The following is a 20,594-nucleotide window of genomic DNA, read 5'->3' as shown; positions in this document are numbered from 1 at the left end:
CGTTCGCTGCCTAAAGGCCCGGATTCTGCCTTGGATTTAAGCACACCAACGGTTACTTCTCTTTCGCTTGAGCCGGATTCTGACGCTCCGCTTCTTCTTCCACGAGCTTGCGGCGCAGCACTTTACCGGCCAACGTTTTCGGAAGACTATCCCGAAATTCGTAAACCTTCGGCACCTTATAAGCAGCGAGCTTCTCCTTGCACCAGCGTTTGATGCCCTCCTCGTCCGGTACTGCCCCTTCTTTCAGAACGATATAAGCTTTGACCGTCTCGCCGCGATATCGGTCGAAGATACCGGCCACAATTGCCTCTTCCACGTCCGGATGCTCGAACAACACCTCTTCGACCTCCCGCGGATAAATGTTATATCCTCCGGCAATGATCAAATCTTTGCGCCGATCTAAAATGTAGAAGAATCCGTCTTCATCCATCCGCCCCAAATCTCCGGTGAGCAGCCACCCGTCACGCAGCGTCTTGTACGTTTCTTCCGGGCGGTTCCAGTATCCCCGCATCACTTGAGGGCCCCGTACGGCCAGCTCGCCGACTTCACCAACCGGCACCTCCTCGAGCGTATCGGGCTGCACGATCATCGCATCAGTATCGGGAAATGGGATGCCGATTGATCCGGTTTTCCGCATCCCCCAGATGTTGTTGGCATGCGTGACCGGGGAGGCTTCGGTTAATCCATAGCCCTCGATCAGCTTGCCGCCGGTGATTTCCTCAAACCGGGTTTGGACCTCAAGCGGCAACGGAGCCGCACCGCTGACGCAGACATTAATCGAGGATAAATCATACCCGCCAACGTCCTTATGATTAATGATTGCAACATACATCGTGGGTGCGCCAGGAAATACCGATGGTTTCTTGAGATGGATCGTCTGCAGCACCTGATTAATTTCAAAACGAGGCATCAGCAGCAGAGTTCCACCTAAAGAAACAGATTGATTTAACAGCACCGTCATACCAAACACATGAAAAAAGGGGAGAGCCGCCAAATACTTCTCCTTTGCCGGCCTAGCCCGGTAGAACCAAAGCTGGTTTTGAATCGTATTGGCCACCAGATTCATGTGCGTCAGCATGACCCCTTTGGCAAAGCCCGTGGTCCCGCCGGTGTATTGCAATAACGCTAAATCCTGCTCGGGATCCACTTCCACATGGCAGGGTTCGGGGCTGCCGCTGGCAAGAAAGGTTGGAAAAGCGATTAAGCGATCATTGTAGTTTAAATGAACCAGCATGCCGTCTTTTTTGGCTTTGATCGGATACAGTAAATTTTTGGGGAAAGGTAAATAGTCCTTAATCGAGGTTGCAATGATATATTCCATGGGATGTAACTTGGTCGCTGTTCTTACCCGCTCCACGAGCGGATCTAACGTCACGATCACGCGTGCGCCTGCATCCGTGAGCTGATGCTCCAGCTCCCTAGGCATATAAAGCGGATTCGTCATGACGGCGATCCCGCCCATGAGCAGTGTTCCGTAATAGGCGATCACCGTCTGCGGGCAATTCGGCAGCATGATGGCTACTCGGTCCCCCTTGCGAATGCCCAGCTTTCGCAGGGCATTCGCAAATTGGTACGACTGTTGCAGCAGAGTGCGGTAATTCATCTTTTTTCCCATAAACTCCAGAGCCGTAACTTCGGGGTAACGAGCAGCCGTAACTTCTAAAAAGTGGGCGAGATTTTGCTTCGGATAATCATAGGTCGGTGGTACTTCAGCAGGGTAGAACTTCAGCCAAGGTTTACTCGACATACGCCTTGCCTCCCAACCTCGCAATTTTACAGTACGTATTTCTCCGCCCGAATCACTTCGGCGGCAATTTGCCGTTTTAATGACAGCGTATTCACAGCCGAGCGCTTTGTCAATTTTTTCAGGATGGAGAGTTGTGTGCGCAGCATATCCCCTGTCTCCATATAACTTAACGTTTCCTTCGCCAAGGCTTCGATCTTGCCAAATTCTTCTTGCATAAACACCGTTGTCATGGCGATATACAGCGCGGCCTTGTCTTCACCCGCTTGTGCAATGCGCTTCTTCGTACGAAGCAGCGCGCTTTCCATCGCATAGATGGCGATCATCATATCCGCTAAATGGCTGAGCACTTCCTGCTCCCGCTCCAGTTTGAGCTGATATTTTTGCACCGCTTGGGCGCCCGCCATCAGGAAGATCTTTTTGGCCATGGTCAGCAGATAAGCTTCCTCTTCCAACGTGCTTTCAAAAGTGCGGCTGGGGATCGGCTCCATCAGTTCTGCCTGCAGCTTTTGCGCCGCCTGGAGCAGAGGAAGTTCCCCCTTCATTGCGCGTTTGACCAGCGCGCCGGGAATCAGGAGGCGGTTGATTTCATTAGTGCCTTCAAATATCCGGTTGATCCGCGAATCGCGGTAGATCCGCTCGATTCGATATTCCTGGGTAAACCCGTAGCCGCCATGAATTTGCACGCCTTCGTCCGCGACGAAATCGAGCACCTCCGAGCCAAACACCTTGTTGATGGAGCATTCCAGTTGATATTCCGCGATTTGCTTCGCCGATTGGTAGCCCACATCTGCACTGCTGTAATCGACATCTGCTAATCCGACGTCAAACAAGCCCGCTGTGCGATAGACCATGCTTTCCAGCACGAACGTCCGCGTATTCATCTCCGCCAGCTTTTTGCCGATGAGCGGGAAGGACGATATCTTTTGCCCGAATTGGGTACGTTCATTAGCATATTTCGCCGCATATTCAATCGCATCCTTGGAGGAACCGAGACATCCTGCCGCCAATTTGAAGCGTCCGATATTCAGAATGTTGAAGGCGATCAAGTGGCCTTTGCCTACTTCCCACAGCAGGTTTTCGACCGGCACTTTCACGTTTTCCAGGATCAACGGGCACGTGGAGGAGCCTTTAATACCCATCTTCTTCTCCTCCGGACCGATACTTACCCCTTCCATGCTCCGTTCAACGATAAACGTACTGAAGTCAGTGCCGTTCACCTTGGCGTATACAATGAAAATATCCGCAAAACCCGCGTTTGTAATAAACTGTTTGGTTCCGTTGAGCACATAATGCGTCCCGTCCTCCGACAGCACCGCAGTTGTCTTAGCCCCCAGCGCATCGGAGCCCGAGGAGGGTTCAGTTAAGCAATACGCCGCAAGCAGCTCCCCTGTCGCCAGCTTCGGCAAGTATTTGCGCTTCTGGGCATCGGTTCCGAAGAACACGATAGGCAGTGTCCCGATGCCGACATGGGCTCCGGCGGAGAGGGCAAATGAGGAGGCTTTCGTCAGTTTTTCGCTGATTAACGTGGTGCTGACTTTGTCTAGCCCCATGCCGCCGTATGCCTCCGGCACGTCTGCGCCGAGCAGACCGACTTCTCCCGCTTTCCGCAGCAGGTTGGCGGTCAGCTCATAATTCAAATGCTCAATCTCTTCGTCCCGCGGAAGAATTTCCGTGCGAACGAATTCCTCCGTCGTCTCGCCGATCATGCGATGCTCCTCGCTGAAATCCTCCGGGGTCACCACCTGACGGTAATCGACATCGGTAATGACAAAGCTGCCGCCTACGATTTTTTCCTTCGTTTCGTTACTCATGCGATCCTCTCCTTCATTCAAATAGATTCAAGGGTGAACTTCAAAAACGCCGGCCGCGCCCATACCGCCGCCAATACACATCGACACGACCCCATATCTGCCGCCACGACGGCGCAGTTCATGAATCAGGGATATCGACAACTTCGTCCCGGTGCAGCCGAGCGGATGTCCGAGAGCAATGGCGCCGCCATTGACGTTCACTTTGTTCTCATCCAGACCCAGCTCGCGTATCACGTGGACGCATTGCGAGGCGAACGCTTCGTTGATTTCAAACAGATCCACATCGTCCAGCGTGATCCCTGCAGCTGCCAGCGCCTTCGGAATCGCCTTGACGGGTCCTACGCCCATCAATTCCGGCTCCACGCCCGCTACCGCAAACGAACGGAACGTTGCCAACGGTTGAAGCCCTAACGCATCTGCCTTCTCCCGGCTCATGACGACGACTGCGGCTGCCCCGTCGTTCATCGGCGAGGAGTTCCCTGCCGTCACGGTTCCACCTTGCTTGAAGCTGGGTTTCAGCTTCGCTAAAGCTTCAAGGGTCGTGTCGCTGCGGACGCTTTCGTCGGTGTCGAAGACAAAACGCTTCACTTTGACCTTCCCACGCTCATCCAAGCTGCGCAGCTCTGCCTCAAACGGGACGATCTCCTCCTTGAACTTGCCTTCGGCGATCGCTTGAGCAGCTTTCTGATGGGATACATAAGCGAACCGATCTTGATCTTCCCGGGAGATGCCAAAGCGTTCGGCGACGCGTTCCGCCGTATGCCCCATCGCGATGTAGACCTCCGGCATTTCCGCAACGATCCGCGGGTTGGGCGACACCTTGAACCCGGTCATAGGCACATGGCTCATGCTTTCCACGCCGCCGGCGATCAGCACGTCAGCCTGACCTAGCATAATCCGCTCCGCAGCAAAGGCTATCGCCTGCAAACCCGAAGAGCAAAAGCGATTGATGGTGATGGCAGGCACCGTGACCGGGAACCCGGCGTAGAGCGCCATGATCCGCGCAAAATTAAGTCCCTGCTCCCCCTCCGGCATGGCACAGCCGATGATGATGTCCTCGACATCTTCTTTGTTCAGACCAGGTGCGCGCTCAATGGCGGCTTCCAGCACGATTTTACCTAAGTCATCGGCGCGGGTTTGGACCAGGCTGCCTTTCTTGGCTCTGCCCACCGCCGTCCGGGCCATGGATACAATCACAGCTTCCTTCATCTAATTTCATCCTCCCCCTCGTTTAGTTCCGCAGCGGTTTGCCTTTGCTCAGCATGTGCTGCATGCGCTGCTGCGTCTTTGGTTCACCGCATAAGCTCAGGAATGCCTCGCGCTCTAGGTCAAGCATATATTGCTCGGTTACCAGCGTTCCGGCGGGCACGTCGCCTCCAGCAAGCACATGGGCGAGTTTGTTGGCGATCAGCAGATCGTGATCGCTGATATAACCGCCCTCGTACATGCCAAGCGCGCCTAGCTGCAGTACCGCTTTGCCTTCGGAGCCGACAACGCGGAACTTCGTCTCGGGAATGGGCTCATATCCGCTTCCCGCCAGCTTTAATACGGCCTGCTTCGCTTCGTAAATCAAATGGTCGGGATTTAGCACCACCCGGTCGGTAGATTTCATGAGCCCAAGCCGTTTGGCGTCATGACCGCTGCTGGACACTGTGGCAGTCCCCACCGTTTGGAAGTAATGGTTGATGTAGGGCTGTAAATCAGCCTCTGCCAACATCGCCTGTTGGCTGGCCCGTAGCGCCAGCTCCTTACAGCCGCCGCCCGCCGGAATCAGGCCGACGCCCACTTCAACGAGCCCGTAATACGTTTCAGCAGCGGCGATAACCTGATCTGCCGGCATACATGCCTCCACGCCGCCGCCCAGTGTCATGCGGTGCGGCGCCGCTATCACCGGCTTTTCAAACCGTTTCAGCCGGTACATCGTGTTCTGGAATAGACGAATAATGTCATCGATTTCGTCCCATTCCTCGTCCTGCGCTTCCATCAGCAGCAGCATCAGGTTGGCGCCAACGCAGAAGTTACGTCCCTGGTTTGCAATGACCAGCCCTTCAAAGTTAGCCCGCACCTCATCCATGCTCTGCGAGATCATCTGTAAAATATCTGCCCCAATCGCGTTGTTCGGCGAATGGAACTCCAAGCATGCCACGCCGTCGCCAAGATCGATCAGGCTGGCGCCGCTGTTGCTGCGCACCACTCGATTCTGCGCCTTCAAGTCGCGAAGCGAGATCTGTTCCGGCGGCAGCTTGACCGGTGCGTAACCTCGGGCGGCGGCTTGGAAGAGGGAGCCCCCTTCTTTTTTGTAGAACGAAGTGTTGCCCTGTGCGATCCAGTCCTTCACCCAGGCCGGTACCGTCAGCCCTTCCGCCTCCATCTTCTCAACGGTACGCACTAAGCCGATGGCATCCCATGTTTCAAACGGGCCCAACTCCCAGTTAAAGCCCCATTTCATCGCTTCGTCGATATCACGGATGTTATCCGCTATTTCCCCCAGTTTGGCGGCGGAATAGATCAGCACTTGTTTCAGCACATCCCAGGCGAGCTGCGAGTAGCGGTCTTGCGTCCCAAGCAGCGCCTTCGTTTTGGCAGCTGCCCCTTTCGCCAGCTTGGCAGCCTCCAATGAAGCGGAGTTCACCTTGCGCTGCGGTGCGTACTCCATCGTCTGCAAGTTCAAGGACAGAATTTCGCTGCCCTTCCCCCCTTTGATTTTGCGGTAAAAGCCTTGCCCGCTCTTCTCACCGAGCCAGCCCCGCGATACCATATCCTTCAGGGAAGCTGGAGCAGCAAACACCTGTTTCTCCGCTTCGTCCGAGACGTTCGCATACACGTTGTCGGCCACATGCAGGAAGGTGTCCAAGCCGACCAGATCCAAGGTGCGGAAGGTGGCGCTTTTCGGACGGCCCATGGCAGGTCCCGTCACGGCGTCCACCTCTTCAACGGTGTACCCCTTCTCGGCCATCTCGCGCAGCGTCACGAGCAGGCCATATGTGCCGATGCGGTTAGCGATAAAGTTCGGTGTATCTTTGGCCAGCACGACCGTTTTGCCCAGCTTCTGCTCGCAGAAACGGCTTAAGCTTTGAACCAACTCCGGATCGGTCGTCTGACCCGGAATGATCTCCAGCAGCTTCATATAACGCGGCGGATTAAAGAAATGGGTTCCAAGAAAAGACTTGCGGAATTCCTCGGACCGTCCTTCAACCATCGCGTTGATCGAGATCCCCGACGTATTGGAGCTGACGATGATCCCCGGCTTCCAATGGCGCTCGACCTGAGCGAGCAGTTGCTGCTTAATGGCGAGGTTTTCGACTACGACCTCGATCACCCAATCCACATCCGCAATCTGGTGCAGATGATCCTCCAAATTGCCCGGCGTGATTCGCTCCGCGAAAGCGTTGTCATATAACGGTGCGGGTTTTGTCTTGGAGAGGCCGGCGATCGCCGACATTGCTAAGCGATTGCGTACGGACGGATGGTCAAGCGTCAACCCTGCGGCCATCTCCTCGTCGCTCAATCGCTGCGGAACAATGTCAAGCAACAGGCAGGAGATGCCCGCATTCGCCAGTTGGGCAGCGATGCCGGAGCCCATGATACCGGAGCCGATAACGGCTGCTTTTCGGATCGGTTTGTTCATTTGATCTACCTCCTAGGTCCTTCAAAATTCATTGAGATCATGCGGGGACCGGATCCGCCGCCTGTTCACCAAACACAGATAACGCTAAAATCTCAGCAATGTCCCGCGCCTTCACCTGGCTTTCCACTTCCTTAAGCTTGGTGCCGTCTTCCAGCATCGTCAGGCAATACGGACAAGCGCTGCTGATCATGCTCGGACCCACCTCCAATGCCTGCTCCGTGCGGGCCAAGTTAATTCGTTTGCCGTCGGTTTCCTCCATCCACATCAGCCCGCCGCCTGCTCCGCAGCACATCCCGTTCTCTCGGGACCGGTTCATCTCCACCAGCTCCACCCCGGGCACGGCCCGCAGCACCTCACGCGGCGCATCATAAACCCCGTTATACCGCCCAAGATAACAGGAATCGTGATAAGTCACTCGTTCGTTGACCTGGTGAGTCGGCTTTAATCGTCCTTCGCGGATCAACTGCTCCAGCAACTGTGTATGGTGCAGCACTTCCACTCCCTCCAAGCCAAATTCGGGATATTCGTTTTTCAATGTATTAAAGGTATGCGGGCAAGCCGTAACGATTTTACGTACGCCGTACCGTTGGAACGTTGCAATGTTTTCATGGCACAGTTGTTGGAACAAGAACTCATTGCCCATTCGGCGCGGCGTATCTCCGGAGTTGCGTTCCTCGTTGCCAAGAATGGCGAAGTTAACGCCCGCTTCGTGGAGCAGCCGGACAAACGCCCGCGTCACTTTACGGCTGCGCAGATCATAAGAACCCATCGAGCCGACGAAATACAGATACTCAAATGACGGATTATCCTTCACTGTTGGCACAGGGATGCCCTCCAGCTCGCCCGTCCAGGCTGCGCGGTCGCTGCGGCTGATGCCCCAAGGATTGCCTTGGCGCTCGATGTTTTGCATCGCCCGTTGGCCTTCTGCAGGTACGCTGCCTTGCATGAGGACCAGGTGACGGCGCAGGTCCACGATTTTGTCAACATGCTCATTCCCCACTGGGCATTGATCCTCGCAGTTCCGGCAGGTCGTGCAGGCCCAAATTTCATCTTCGGTCATGACATCCCCAATCAGCTCAAGCTCGGTGACTGCTTTACCTTGAGCGGCTGGCTGCCAAGCCGCCTTCTGCCAGTCCAGCGTCGGGCGAATGTCGGTGATGCCCGAGGCGCGCCCCCAGTCCGGTGCGGCAGATGCCACGCCTGCCGCCACCGCATGGACGCCGTCCGAGCCAAATACATTCGCCGGTACCCACGGCGATTTGCCCGTAACGGCGGCGCCCTTCTCGGTGAGATGATCGCGCAGCTTCGTGATCAGATGCATCGGCGACAACGTTTTACCGGTGCTCGCCGCCGGGCAGACGCTGGTACAGCGCCCGCATTCCACGCAGGCGTAGAAGTCGAGCATTTGCTTTTGCGTGAAATCCTCGATGCAGCCCACTCCGAAGCTTTCGGCTTCTTCGTCTTCAAGATCCAGGCTCTGCAGCTTGCCATGCGGTTCCCGGCGGCGCAGCCAGATGTTAATAGGTGCAGTGATGAGATGGAAGTGCTTCGATTGAGGGATGTATACGAGAAAAGAAAGCAAGATCAATAAGTGCAGCCACCAGAATACGTAAAATACAGCTTCTGCAACAGCTTCAGGCAACCAAGTGAATACTGCAGCAATGGCTGACGAGACCGGGGCGTACCATGAAAACTCCAGCCCCATCCATACACGTTCGAACCCTAATGACAGCAGAACGGATACCATCAACGCATAGATGAAAATTACAACGATTCCGGGTTTCCAACCCTTTTTGAGTCGCGGCAGCTTTTCAATATAACGGCGATAGGCGGCGTACCCCATCGCAATGAGGATAGCCAGTGCGGTAAACTCCTGGAACCAGCCGAACAGCTCGTAAGCCGGTAGTGGCAGATGCCCGCCGCGCGATAACCCTTTGACGATCAGATCAATCGCTCCAAATTGCAACACGATAAATCCGTAAAACACAACGATGTGCATCAAACCGCTTTTTCGATCCTTGAGCAGCTTCTTTTGCCCAAATACCTGTGACCAGAATTCCCCCTGGTCTCCCCCTCGCCTAGCACGGAAGTTGGTGGGTCGGCCTAGCCGCAGGTAAAGGTAACGACGGAACACGGCCTGATAGAACACATAAATGGCGTATCCCGTAACGGCGGCAAACAGCAGAGCGTTTAGCGTAAGCCAGAACGTAACCATGAGAAGGCGTCCCTCCTTCGAATATTTTCTTATGAGAAAAAGAGATCGCTGGTGGTTCAAGTGCGTCAATGTGTGCGGGAAAAGTTGCTACGTACATGAAGAGAGATTATTGAAATGCTGAGGTTCGTGTGCTTCAGTATTGCGATGTGTTCCTGACACGATGGAAGATGGCTCTCGTACAAGTGAACAGGGGTAAACGGTTACAACATGGAGTGAAATGAAAAATCTTAAGGAACGTCCCTTGACAACCGGTAAGTTTTTCCCCTAAGATTAAGAAAATGAATGACGGTTCATTCAGTTGTTTTAAATTTTAGCATTGAGGTGGCTCGATGACAAGTAGGAAACAGGAAAAATTTGAAATGATCTTGGATGCAGCGGAAAAAGTCATTGCAGAGAACGGGTTCCACGGCTCCCAAGTCTCTAAAATCGCCAAAGAAGCTGGAGTCGCGGACGGCACAATTTATCTATATTTCAAAAATAAAGAAGATATCCTGATCTCCCTCTTCCAGGATCGACTGGGCAAGCTGGTTGAGCTGTTCCATCAGAACATCGCCGAGACGAGCACAGCCGAAGAAGCGTTGCGTAAGGTGTGTGAAATTCACTTCACTCATCTGGAGCAGAACGTAAATTTTGCGTACGTGACCCAAATCGAGCTGCGACAAAGCTCCCTCGAACTGCGCAAAGCGATCGGTCTGGCGGTGAAGCCCTATATCACGCTGATCGAGCATATCTTGAAGAGAGGGATCGAGGAAGGTTCGTTCCGCGACAACCTGGACACCAAGCTATCCCGTCAGCTGATCTTTGGAGCCTTGGACGAAGTCGTAACCTCTTGGCTGATCTCTGGCATGAAGTACTCCCTATCCGCTCAGGTGGAGAACACGGTGGACTTTTTCCTGCGTGCACTTAAGAAGTGAGCCGTTATTTTTGAGCAATACCCCACCTATCCAATCTGCTCTAACGCTTGTGATCAACCTTATTCGCAGCAAAATTAACATCTGCAACATATAACGCTTGACACGAAGCTGATTTGCTCGTTTTTGAGGCAAATCCCCCAAAATCATGCCAATAACGTTACGGGTCAGCGTTAGAATTGAAACTCACTTCATAACAACCCAATAAGTGCGCTGGCAAGCGTTAGCATGTACTTGAGGGGAAACATTCTTGAATTTGAAAGGAGTTGGCCCGCATGCATGTCGTTGTCATCCTGAAACAAACCTTCGATACGGAGGAAAAAATCGTCCTCACCGACGGAAAGATTGTTGAGGACGGCGTTAAGTTCGTCATTAACCCTTACGACGAATATGCGGTTGAGGAAGCGCTGCGTCTGAAAGAAGCCCACGGCGGTACGGTGACAGTCGTGTCGGCAGGCCCGGAAAGAGCGGCCGAAGCACTGCGCACCGCGCTGGCGATGGGCGCGGATGAAGCGGTACGGATCGTCACAGAGACGATCGATACGGATGAATATGGCATCTCCCGCCTGCTCGCCGCCTATTTGCAAACGCTAAGCTATGACCTCATTTTGGGCGGCAACTTCTCCGTCGATAACGGCGCCGGTCAAGTCGCTGTGCGGCTTGCCAAGCTGCTCTCACTCCCCCACGTCTCATCGATTACGGAGTTGACCGTAAGCGGAGATCGGGCAACTGTCGTACGGGATGCGGAAGGTGACGCAGAAACGCTGGAAGTTGCATTACCCGCAGTACTCACGGCCCAGCAAGGCTTAAACGAACCACGCTATCCATCGCTCCCCGGAATTATGAAAGCGAAGAAGAAACCGTTCCGTGAACTGACCCTTTCTGATCTTAGACTCAACGAAACCGACATCACCCCTAAAACCCAACGGCTTGGCCTCACCCTGCCGCCGGCCCGCCAAGCTGGCAAACTGCTTGCCGGTTCGCCTGCCGAACAGGCAGCGGAACTCGTGCGACTACTGCGCTCTGAAGCAAAAGTCATTTAACCCGAAGGAGGCGTTAAACATGAGCAAAACGTACGTGGTGATCGTCGAAACGAAGGATGGTAAACTTCGTCAAGTCTCTTTGGAAGCGCTTCACGTTGCAAACACGCTGCGTGGCGAAAGCGACCGTCTTACAGCGGTACTGCTGGGTCATCAGCTGGATGATGCTGCTGCCGAGCTGAGCCGCCATGTGGAGGGCCAAGTGCTCATCCTGGATCATGCCGAACTCCATGCCTATCAGCCGGAGTTGGCCTTTGAAGCAGTGCTGCAAGCCCTAGCTGTACTGCCGGAAGAACCGAGACTGATCCTGCTTGGTCATACCGCCATCGGCCGCGATCTCGCACCTCAATTGGCAGCCCAGCTAAATTGCGGGCAAATTTCTGATGTGACCTCTCTCACCAAGGACGGCGATAGGGCCGTGTTCACGCGTCCCCTTTATGCCGGGAAAGCCTTCGAGCAAAAAGAACTGACAGACGGCACGGGTATCGTGACCATTCGGCCCAACAACTTCTCCCCTGCAGCCCCTGCCGCTGCCCCAGGGACGCTCGTACCGCTGGAGTTTACTGCGCCTGCAACGCTGCACACGATCCTCAAGGATGTGGTGCGCAAGGTATCCGGCAAGGTCGATCTCACCGAAGCGAAGATCGTCGTATCCGGAGGACGCGGCGTGAAAAGCGCCGACGGCTTTAAAGTGCTGGAGGAACTCGCAGACACCCTCGGCGGCGCTGTCGGTGCTTCACGCGGCGCATGTGATGCCGGCTACTGCGACTATGCGCTGCAAATCGGCCAAACGGGGAAGGTCGTCACACCAGAGATTTACATCGCCTGCGGGATCAGCGGTGCAATTCAGCATCTGGCTGGCATGAGCCAGTCGCGAGTGATCATTGCCATTAACAAAGACCCGGAAGCACCGATTTTCAAGGTAGCTGACTATGGCATCGTCGGCGATCTATTCGAAATCGTTCCACTGCTAACCGAGCAATTCAAAGAAGTTCTCGCTGAACGGACCTCTTGATAAACCAAATGCCTGCATCTCATGATGCAGGCATTTTCCTTGTCAGGTTGTGATCAATAAAACATATTCAAGATCGACCGCAGCACCTTCCCCATGCCGCTCGCTTGTTTCCGCTTCTTGACCGGTCGCTTGGGCAGGGTCATCCCCTCCAAGCCGTTAGGGGTGCCCGGTCTTCTCAACGACTGATGGAACTCTTTAATCTCCCGCTCTCTTACATAAAAATCTTGATAATTCATGGGATAACCTCCTTGCTTCCAGGGTGGCCATGACCGACCCTTTTGTTATTTCCATTATCTTCTTCAAAAGCAGGAAGAAAAAGAGTATACTATTTCAAAGTCATTTCCCCTTTTGCCGTTTGCAAGGAGGACGGGGGGGTATGGAGGTGTGTATGGTCGTGTTAACCGCAGAACGTTATTTAGCGTTGCTGAATCATTATGCGGAGGGAATCGGCGATTCGGCAGAGCCTCGCGAAGTTGAGGTCGCGCTGGAGGATTTAACGAAGTTGTTTCACTGTACGGAGCGGAACGCTAAGCTGGTCATTCGTAAGCTGCAGGAGGAAGGTCTAATCGACTGGTCGCCGGGTCGAGGTCGCGGGCACCGCTCCCGTCTCGTGTTTCGGGTGAATCGGGAAAATTTCTTGATCGATCTGGCCCAAAGGCTGGCGGAAAAAGGGGAATACCGCTTGGCCTTCGAATTCCTTCATCAGCACGAAGGCGATATCCATGCGCGAGAGCGGTTTATTCAGTGGCTAAATGACCAGTTCGGCGCGGAACGACAGCTCGCCGCAGGCCAAAGCTGCCGTGACATCTTTCGACTGCCGGTATATAAAGCTCCGTTTACGCTGGATCCGGCCAAGCTGATTTACGACTTGGATTCCCACCTCGTTCGGCAAATCTTCGATCGGCTGGTGCAATACGACCAGACGATCGGTCAAGTGACCGGCATGATCGCCCATCACTGGGATCATGATGAGACTGGGACGGTATGGACGTTCCATTTGCGCAAAGGCGTGCGTTTTCATCATGGAAAAGAGCTCACCGCCGAGGACGTCGTTTTCACCTTTTCTCGGCTGAGGGAAGTCTCAACCAACCGCTGGCTGGTATCCAGCATTGATCAGATCGAAGCCTTGGATACGCGAACGGTTCTGTTTCGGCTGCACCAACCGAACTGGCTGCTCCCTCGCCTGTTTTGCTCCTCGTGCGCTTCGATACTACCTGCCGATTTACTCGGTAAGGACGAGACGGCGTTTTGGCAGTTTCCAAGCGGTACCGGCCCGTTCCGACTCACGCATTGGAGCTTGAACCGGATGGAGCTTGAGGTCCATGCGGGATATTTTCTCGGGCGGCCTTATTTGGACGGCGTCACCCTGGTCTTTCTGCCCGACGATATTCCGAATTCCTCCAAGTTGAGATGGGAGCAGCTAATCGTCAACGATTCACGGGTTCCCACCAAAGCCGGGGACGATTGGAATCGAATCCAGACCTTAAGACGGGGCTGCAGCCTAATTTCTTGGAATCGCAACCGACTGGGGCCGCAACAATCGCTGGCGTTTCGGCAGGCGATTAACCTGGCGATTGACCGCCCCGGGCTGATCCAAGCTACGGGCAAATCCGGTTATCCGGCACGTAGCTTCCAACCCACCGAAGACACCATCCTGGGGGTTCATCGGCACGATCCGGCCGCCGCAAGACAGCTGCTGGAGGCGCACGGTTATAATGGTGTGCCGATCCGCCTGGCAGCCCATCATCTCGATCGAGAAGAAGCTGAATGGATTCAAGCCCAATGCGAAACGATCGGAATTCCGGTTGAGATTGTGAAATATGAAAAAGGCGATATGGCAAGAACGGCTGCCCTTGAAGCCGATGCCGTCCTCTTATGCCTCGTCTTCGCTGAGGATGAAGTGTGCGAGTTGGAAAGCTTCTTGCAGGAAGACAGCTACATCCGTTTGCATATGCCGCCGGAATTAAGCCGTTGGGTGTTCAGCATGGTGGATGAAGTGTTTGCGTCCAGAAGTCCTGAGAAACGGCGGGTGTTGCTGCAGCAAATCGAATATCGCCTGCAAGATGAAGCGCAGGTCACTTTTCTAGTGCACAGCATGTTGAACACGTATGTCCACCCTTCCATTCGCGGTGTTGCGATCAACAATCTTGGCTGGATGGACTTTAAAGACATCTGGTTGACCTCTGCTTCCTCAGCGGGATGAATTGCCTAAGAAAAAAGCGTCTGGCCTTTGAGCCAAACGCTTTTTTGGATTAATTGAACACCTTCATTCGGTTGTCAATCGGCGCAAACTCTTTGTCGCCTGCCGGAGCCTCGATCTTGCCAAACGGCATTTGTGCAATCAGCCTCCAGCTTTCCGGTACGCCCCATTCCTTCCGCACTTCCTCATCGATTAAAGGATTGTAATGCTGGAGCGACGCGCCGACGCCTTCATCCGACAAGGCTGTCCAAACAACATATTGCAGCATGCCGTTGGATTGCTCTGACCACACCGGGAAGTTCTCAGCGTATAAGGCAAATTGCTTTTGCAGCCCTTCAATCACCGTCTGGTCCTCAAAGAACAATACGGTACCGCGGCCGCTCCGGAAGGAAGCCATCTTCTCTTCCGTTGGGCCAAAGTTGTCCGCCGGAACTATTTTGCGCAATGTTGCCTTGGTAATGTCCCAGAGCTTCTCGTGCTGCGCATTAAACAATACAACCACTCTAGCACTTTGCGAGTTAAATGAAGATGGCGTGTAGAGCACCGCGTTGCTTACAATCTCCTTTACCCGCTCTTCAGTAATGGGAATGTCCTTCCCGATGGCATAAATGCTTCGTCTCTTTTTGACGGCGTGCCAAAAATCGCCCATTCGTTCAGTTTCACTCCGTTTCTGCCTGGATTGATGTCAATGGAACCTTCCTTAATATATCCCAATCGACATCAATCCAACCGATCCTGAAGCTAGTTCCACCTACTCACTGATGAGCTTTAACCCCATTGCAGCCCCTAAAATAAAGGCAATAAACAGCAATCGCCGCCACTCGCGAGATTCACCATAAAGCAGCATCCCCGCGATAGCACTTCCCGCCGTACCGATACCTGTCCATACCGCATAGGCCGTCCCCATGGAAATGGTTCGCATCGCCAAGGTCAGAAACAGGAAGCTAAGCAAAAAACCGCCGGCCATCCAGACATACGCCCCTAGGCTCTTACGGGTGTTGATTTTGTTGATCCCAATCACGCCCAGCACCTCGCCAAATCCAGCGAGCACCAGCAGAATCCAATCCATCGCTTACGCTCCTCCTTCCGTCTGCTTCTCCCCATCGGTCACCAGCTTCAAGCCGATGACACCAACCATTAACAGCAAAATGAGCAGCAGCTTGGCCCAACGAAACGGTTCCCCAAACAACGCCATCTCCGCAATCACCGTCCCTGCCGTACCGATCCCCGTAAATACGGCATAGACCGTGCCAATCGGAAGCCGTCGTCCGGATAAGATCAACAAATACATGCTCATCCCGATACAGATTGCCGTCCCTACCCAGCTGAGCGCATCCCCGGCATGCTTCAGGCCGATGACCCAACCGATCTCAAATAAGCCAGCAACGCCGACCAAGCCCCAATCGCGTTTCATGCGTATGCCCCTCTCCTTTATACAAAAAATAAAACCCGAAAGATATCACCTTGCGATATCTCCCGGGCTTTTGTCCCTCCGTGTCCACGGCCTATGAAGCGCCGCGCGTTCCCTCTTGGACCAGTCCGGTCGGCAGATCCGCCGCGGAACCCTAGGGAACAATTCGTTAGCTATCTTAACCGATTCCTGCTTCAGGGTCAAGAAGTATGGATCGGATAACAGTATCAAAAACTATACTATAGAACAATTTAGTACGTACTTGTAAGTTATAATCCGATTGTCTAACATGGAAATGACATAGGTTTATTCTATTAACCCCCAATCCAAAAGGAGGAGTGGTCGAGATGAACGCCCAACTATTTAGCCCATATACGATCAAACAGGTTACGTTCAAAAACCGGATCGTCATGGCTCCCATGTGCCAATATTCTGCCCACGATCAGGACGGAAAAATCCAGGATTGGCACCGAGTTCACTACGCATCCCGTGCCGTCGGCGGCGTTGGCTTGATCATTATTGAAGCGACAGCCGTTCTGCCGGAAGGACGGATTTCGTATCGAGATCTTGGCATCTGGAGCGATGAACATGTATCCGGGTTAAAGGAGCTGGTTGATCTAGTGCACCGCAATGGTGCGAAAATCGGGATTCAGCTCGCCCATGCTGGGCGGAAAGCGGAGCTTGAGGAAACGATCATTGCTCCGTCGGCGATTCCGTTTCCAGACAAAAAAACGCCAAAAGCTGCTGAATCCGGGGATATTCGCAGGATTGTAGAAGGCTTCCGAGATGGGGCACGTCGCGCGAAGGAAGCCGGTTTTGACGTGATTGAGATCCATGCAGCCCATGGGTATTTGCTGAATGAATTCCTTTCGCCGGTGACCAACCATCGGGAAGATGAGTACGGCGGAAACGCCGATAACCGTTACCGGTTGCTGGGCGAAGTGATCGAGGCGGTCAATTCGGTTTGGTCCGGTCCGCTGTTTGTTCGGGTCTCGGCGAATGAATACGATCCGCAAGGTAATTCGCTGGAACAATATATCGATTATGCCCGCCGAATGAAAGCGCAGGGCGTGGATTTGATTGATTGCAGCTCTGGCGGATTGGTCCCGGCACAAATTCAAGCGTTTCCGGGCTATCAAGTGAACCTGGCGGAACAAATCCGCCGTCAAGCTGAGGTGGCCACGGGTGCGGTTGGCTTGATCACGGAGCCCTCCCATGCGGAGGAAATTCTCGGTAACGGCCGGGCAGATCTGGTGCTGTTAGGCCGTGAATTGCTGCGCAACCCTTATTGGGCGTACGAGGCGGCTAAAGCCTTAAATATAACGCTAGATCGTCCGGTTCAATACCAAAGAGCTTAATACGACCCGTGCTGCAGGCCCGTTTTCGCGATTGGCGAAGACGGGTCTTTTTCCATTCGGGCAGGAATCATCGCTCCGGTTACACCAAATAGAGTGGAGAGGATCTCACTTCAACATCGGGATGAGTTCATTTTTAAGGCGTACTTGCAAGTTATCGTCTGATTGACTATTATTGTTATTGACTTATTTTTTATCATTAACTTACTAAAAGAAAGAGAAGGAGTGATCTAGATGAGTGCCACCCTGTTTTCCCCTTATACGATCAAACAGGTTACGCTTAAAAACCGGATCGTCATGACCCCTATGTGCCAATATTCTTCCCACAATCAAGACGGAAAAGTCGAGGATTGGCACCGAGTTCACTACACATCCCGCGCCGTTGGAGGCGTTGGATTGATCATTGTGGAAGCTACGGCCGTCCTACCTGAAGGACGGATAACATATCGGGATCTGGGCATCTGGAGCGATGAGCATGTCTCCGGTTTGAAGGAGCTAGTTGACCTTGTGCATCAAAACGGTGCTAAAATCGGGATTCAACTTGCCCACGCCGGACGAAAAGCAGATCTTGAGGAAACGATCATCGCTCCGTCGGCGATTCCATTTCCCGGCCAAAAAACGCCAAAAGCCGCTGATGCTGAGGATATTCGGAGAGTTGTGGAAGGCTTCCGCGAAGGAGCACGCCGCGCGAAGGAAGCTGGTTTCGACGTCATTGAGATCCAGGGGGCCCATGGTTTTTTGCTGAACGAATTCCTATCGCCGGTAACCAACCATCGGGAAGATGAATACGGCGGAAACGCGGATAACCGTTACCGGCTACTAAGCGAAGTGATCGAGGCGATCAATTCGGTTTGGTCCGGTCCGCTGTTCGTCCGGATCTCGGCGAATGAATACGATCCGCAAGGCAATTCGCTGGAACAATATATCGACTATTCCCGCCGAATGAAAGCGCATGGCGTGGATCTGATTGATTGCACCTCCGGTGGATTGGTTCCAGCACAAATTCACGCGTACCCAGGATATCAAGTGAACCTGGCAGATCAAATCCGCAACCAAGCGGATATCGCCACCGGTGCAGTTGGCATGATCACCGATCCCTCCCATGCCGAAGAAGTACTTTGCAACGGGCGAGCTGATCTGGTGTTCTTAGGCCGCGAACTGCTGCGCCACCCATATTGGGCATATGATGCTGCTAAAGCTCTGAACACAACCTTAGAGCGCCCGGTTCAATACCAAAGAGCCTAAAACGGACATGTGTTGCAGACCCGTTTTCGCGATTAGCGAAGGCGGGTTTTTTGCTTAGGTCAGTGCTCTTCACACTTGGCGCGGGGTTTGGTGATGACGAATAACCTGACTTGGTTTTCCTGCAGCAGCGTTTTATAATTTGAAGAGTGAATTTGTCCACGGACTAAGGAGTTGTTCTTATCGATGCTAAATCGTTCACATTCCAAAATTCTGATCATGACGGCGGTGGATGCCGAACAGCAAGCCGTCCTGCGCGGACTCGATGGCTATGAAGGCGCTGATGTGCAGCTGGCTGGTGTTGGTCCGGCATCAGCGGCTGCTTCGACAGCTACCGCGCTGGCACGTGCTGGCCAAACTGCCGACGGCCCGTACAGCCTCGTCCTCAGCGCCGGCATTGGCGGCGGATTCGCCGAGGTCGCCGGCGTGGGCTCGCTGGTCGTGGCGAGCGAAATCATCGCCGCCGACCTTGGCGCGGAGACGCCTGACGGCTTCGCCGGCGTGGACGAGCTGGGCTTCGGCTCGCCGCGGATCGCCGTAGCGGACGAGCTGGCGGCTCGCTGGGCAGCGGCGCTGCGGGAGGCCGGGCTGCCGGTCCACCACGGCCCGATCCTGACGTTATCCACCGTCACCGGGACGGCGGAAACGGCACAACGGCTTGCCAAGCGTTATCCCGGCGCCGGCGCCGAAGCGATGGAAGGCTTTGGCGTGGCTGAAGCCGCCCGCCAGTTCGGCGTTCCCGTGCTGGAACTGCGCGCCGTCTCGAACGCTGTAGGTCCAAGGCAACGGGAACTTTGGAAAATCGGCGATGCTTTGCAAGCTTTAGAGCAAGCTTGCGCTAAACTACCGGAGGTGTTGCAATCATGAAAATCGCTTTTTCGCCTTGTCCTAACGATACTTTTGTGTTCCACGCGTGGGTTCACGGCTTAATCCCGGGCGCTCCGGAGCTGGATGTCTCCTATGCGGATATTGATATTACGAACGGTTGGGCGGCTTCCGGCACCGGACCTGAGGTGCTGAAAATTTCCTATGCCGCGCTCCCTTGGGTGCTGGACGAATACGCACTGCTCCCGTGCGGCGGAGCGCTGGGCCGAGGCTGCGGACCGCTTGTATTAACGGCGAAGGCATCCTCGGCTTCCGACCTGTCGGGCCGCCGCGTAGCGGTGCCAAGCGAACGTTCCACCGCTTACCTGCTGTTTCGGCTCTGGGCAGCAAAGCATGTGCCCGGCGGTGTCGGCGAGATCGTCGTCATGCCGTTTGACGAGATCATGCCGGCCGTTCAACGCGGCGAACTGGATGCAGGCTTGGTGATTCATGAGGCGCGTTTTACTTATCAAAATTATGGACTCCATCTGCTTCAAGACCTGGGCAACTGGTGGGAATCTGACACGGGCTTGCCAATCCCCCTCGGCGCCATCATCGCTCGCCGGTCGCTGGATCTAGCCTCGATAGCCCGCTGGACACGGGAATCCGTGGAATATGCTTGGGCGCATCCGGACGCTTCGGCGGACTATGTGATGAGCCATGCGCAGGAAATGTCGCCCGAGGTGCAGAAAGCGCATATCGGACTGTATGTGAACCAATATACTGCCGATTTAGGCGAGGACGGCTATGCGGCCATCCACGGTTTGCTGGACCGCGCGGCGGCCGAAGGCTTGGTGCCCAAAATCGATCCAGCCAAGCTGAATCCCAGCTGGTGAGCCATATCAATCGATCTAATCATAACCACCCGTCCAACGGGTGGTTTGCTCTTGGGGTATAACCCCTTGTTGCCAAACTGCGCCTAAAGACGCTAGCCTGACAATAAAATTGTTCAGGCTCAGTGTTTTTGTCACTTTCACTTACCAGTTAAACTGGTTTACTTTTTCTTGCTACCGTTTCTGCTAAATGGATCTTCATACTCTTTGACGCTCAGTTTATCGATTGCCTGGTCATGTGCTTCCTGCTCGCGGATATACTTTGCGACAGTGGCCTCATTCAAGCCCACTGTGCTTACGTAGTATCCCTCCGCCCAAAATT

Annotated in this window: 17 protein-coding genes, 1 pseudogene and 1 riboswitch; of the genes and pseudogenes, 8 read left to right on the top strand and 10 right to left on the bottom strand. The window is 54.1% G+C overall.

Annotated features, from left to right (window positions below):
- Window positions 1–52: 52 nt before the first annotated feature.
- The 5 genes from M891_RS0110825 to M891_RS0110805 are packed head-to-tail and all read right to left on the bottom strand — an operon-like array spanning window position 53 to window position 9,401.
- Complete coding sequence (locus tag M891_RS0110825; RefSeq protein WP_028538836.1) at window positions 53–1,747, bottom strand: long-chain-fatty-acid--CoA ligase; 1,695 nt, start codon at window positions 1,745–1,747, stop codon at window positions 53–55.
- 26 nt (window positions 1,748–1,773) lie between these two features.
- Window positions 1,774–3,558 carry an acyl-CoA dehydrogenase family protein gene (locus M891_RS0110820; RefSeq protein WP_028538835.1) on the bottom strand — a complete coding sequence of 595 codons (1,785 nt, stop codon included), beginning with the start codon at window positions 3,556–3,558 and terminating at the stop codon, window positions 1,774–1,776.
- A gap of 27 nt (window positions 3,559–3,585) precedes the next feature.
- Complete coding sequence (locus M891_RS0110815; RefSeq protein WP_016312260.1) at window positions 3,586–4,767, bottom strand: acetyl-CoA C-acyltransferase; 1,182 nt, start codon at window positions 4,765–4,767, stop codon at window positions 3,586–3,588.
- A 22-nt stretch (window positions 4,768–4,789) separates the two neighbouring features.
- A complete protein-coding gene (locus tag M891_RS0110810; RefSeq protein ID WP_028538834.1) occupies window positions 4,790–7,186 on the bottom strand; it encodes a 3-hydroxyacyl-CoA dehydrogenase/enoyl-CoA hydratase family protein in 2,397 nt (798 codons plus the stop codon).
- A gap of 37 nt (window positions 7,187–7,223) precedes the next feature.
- Window positions 7,224–9,401 carry a (Fe-S)-binding protein gene (locus tag M891_RS0110805; RefSeq protein WP_028538833.1) on the bottom strand — a complete coding sequence of 726 codons (2,178 nt, stop codon included), beginning with the start codon at window positions 9,399–9,401 and terminating at the stop codon, window positions 7,224–7,226.
- 329 nt (window positions 9,402–9,730) lie between these two features.
- Here M891_RS0110805 and M891_RS0110800 point away from each other — a divergent pair, with 329 nt between their 5' ends.
- The 3 genes from M891_RS0110800 (at window position 9,731) to M891_RS0110790 (ending at window position 12,367) form a co-directional block, all read left to right on the top strand.
- Window positions 9,731–10,315 carry a TetR/AcrR family transcriptional regulator gene (locus tag M891_RS0110800; protein WP_028538832.1) on the top strand — a complete coding sequence of 195 codons (585 nt, stop codon included), beginning with the start codon at window positions 9,731–9,733 and terminating at the stop codon, window positions 10,313–10,315.
- Window positions 10,316–10,587: 272 nt separating this feature from the next.
- Window positions 10,588–11,355, top strand: a complete 768-nt coding sequence (locus M891_RS0110795; RefSeq protein WP_028538831.1) for an electron transfer flavoprotein subunit beta/FixA family protein — start codon at window positions 10,588–10,590, stop codon at window positions 11,353–11,355.
- Window positions 11,356–11,374: 19 nt separating this feature from the next.
- A complete protein-coding gene (locus M891_RS0110790) occupies window positions 11,375–12,367 on the top strand; it encodes an electron transfer flavoprotein subunit alpha/FixB family protein (RefSeq protein WP_028538830.1) in 993 nt (330 codons plus the stop codon).
- 53 nt (window positions 12,368–12,420) lie between these two features.
- On the opposite strand, the gene M891_RS0110785 is transcribed toward M891_RS0110790, so the two are convergent.
- Window positions 12,421–12,603: a hypothetical protein gene (locus tag M891_RS0110785; protein WP_028538829.1), complete on the bottom strand. Its 183-nt coding sequence runs from the start codon at window positions 12,601–12,603 to the stop codon at window positions 12,421–12,423.
- 140 nt (window positions 12,604–12,743) lie between these two features.
- Between M891_RS0110785 and M891_RS0110780 the strand changes: the two genes are divergently transcribed.
- Window positions 12,744–14,570 carry an ABC transporter substrate-binding protein gene (locus M891_RS0110780; RefSeq protein WP_232228327.1) on the top strand — a complete coding sequence of 609 codons (1,827 nt, stop codon included), beginning with the start codon at window positions 12,744–12,746 and terminating at the stop codon, window positions 14,568–14,570.
- A 49-nt stretch (window positions 14,571–14,619) separates the two neighbouring features.
- Here the strand turns inward: M891_RS0110780 and M891_RS0110775 are convergent, their stop codons facing one another.
- The 3 genes from M891_RS0110775 to M891_RS0110765 all read right to left on the bottom strand — a co-directional run bounded on the left by M891_RS0110775 (window position 14,620) and on the right by M891_RS0110765 (window position 15,981).
- Window positions 14,620–15,216, bottom strand: coding sequence for a nitroreductase family protein (locus M891_RS0110775; RefSeq protein ID WP_028538827.1), 597 nt, complete (start codon window positions 15,214–15,216; stop codon window positions 14,620–14,622).
- Between the two features lie 102 nt (window positions 15,217–15,318).
- Window positions 15,319–15,636: a DMT family transporter gene (locus M891_RS0110770; protein ID WP_028538826.1), complete on the bottom strand. Its 318-nt coding sequence runs from the start codon at window positions 15,634–15,636 to the stop codon at window positions 15,319–15,321.
- A 3-nt stretch (window positions 15,637–15,639) separates the two neighbouring features.
- Window positions 15,640–15,981, bottom strand: coding sequence for a DMT family transporter (locus M891_RS0110765; RefSeq protein ID WP_016312270.1), 342 nt, complete (start codon window positions 15,979–15,981; stop codon window positions 15,640–15,642).
- A 57-nt stretch (window positions 15,982–16,038) separates the two neighbouring features.
- Window positions 16,039–16,147: riboswitch (guanidine-I (ykkC/yxkD leader) on the bottom strand.
- Between the two features lie 178 nt (window positions 16,148–16,325).
- On the opposite strand from M891_RS0110765, the gene namA (M891_RS0110760) reads away from it, so the two are divergent.
- From namA (M891_RS0110760) to M891_RS0110745, 4 genes are all read left to right on the top strand, one after another.
- Window positions 16,326–17,336, top strand: coding sequence for an NADPH dehydrogenase NamA (gene namA / locus M891_RS0110760; RefSeq protein ID WP_016312271.1), 1,011 nt, complete (start codon window positions 16,326–16,328; stop codon window positions 17,334–17,336).
- A 231-nt stretch (window positions 17,337–17,567) separates the two neighbouring features.
- Window positions 17,568–18,578 carry an NADPH dehydrogenase NamA gene (gene namA / locus M891_RS0110755; RefSeq protein WP_028538825.1) on the top strand — a complete coding sequence of 337 codons (1,011 nt, stop codon included), beginning with the start codon at window positions 17,568–17,570 and terminating at the stop codon, window positions 18,576–18,578.
- Between the two features lie 183 nt (window positions 18,579–18,761).
- Window positions 18,762–19,442 (top strand): futalosine hydrolase, encoded by a 681-nt coding sequence (locus tag M891_RS0110750; protein ID WP_036700089.1) that lies wholly within the window; start codon window positions 18,762–18,764, stop codon window positions 19,440–19,442.
- Entirely contained in the window at window positions 19,439–20,275 is an 837-nt protein-coding gene (locus tag M891_RS0110745) for a 1,4-dihydroxy-6-naphthoate synthase (RefSeq protein WP_028538823.1), read from the top strand. The genes M891_RS0110750 and M891_RS0110745 overlap by 4 nt, the downstream gene beginning before the upstream one ends.
- 158 nt (window positions 20,276–20,433) lie before the next feature.
- Here the strand turns inward: M891_RS0110745 and M891_RS23725 are convergent.
- Window positions 20,434–20,594 (bottom strand): annotated as a pseudogene (locus M891_RS23725) (IS200/IS605 family transposase); the annotation flags it as partial.

Origin of the sequence: Paenibacillus sp. J14 (assembly GCF_000518465.1) — a bacterium.
Lineage (GTDB): Bacteria > Bacillota > Bacilli > Paenibacillales > Paenibacillaceae > Fontibacillus > Fontibacillus barengoltzii.
This window is presented reverse-complemented; position numbering and strand designations above follow the sequence as displayed.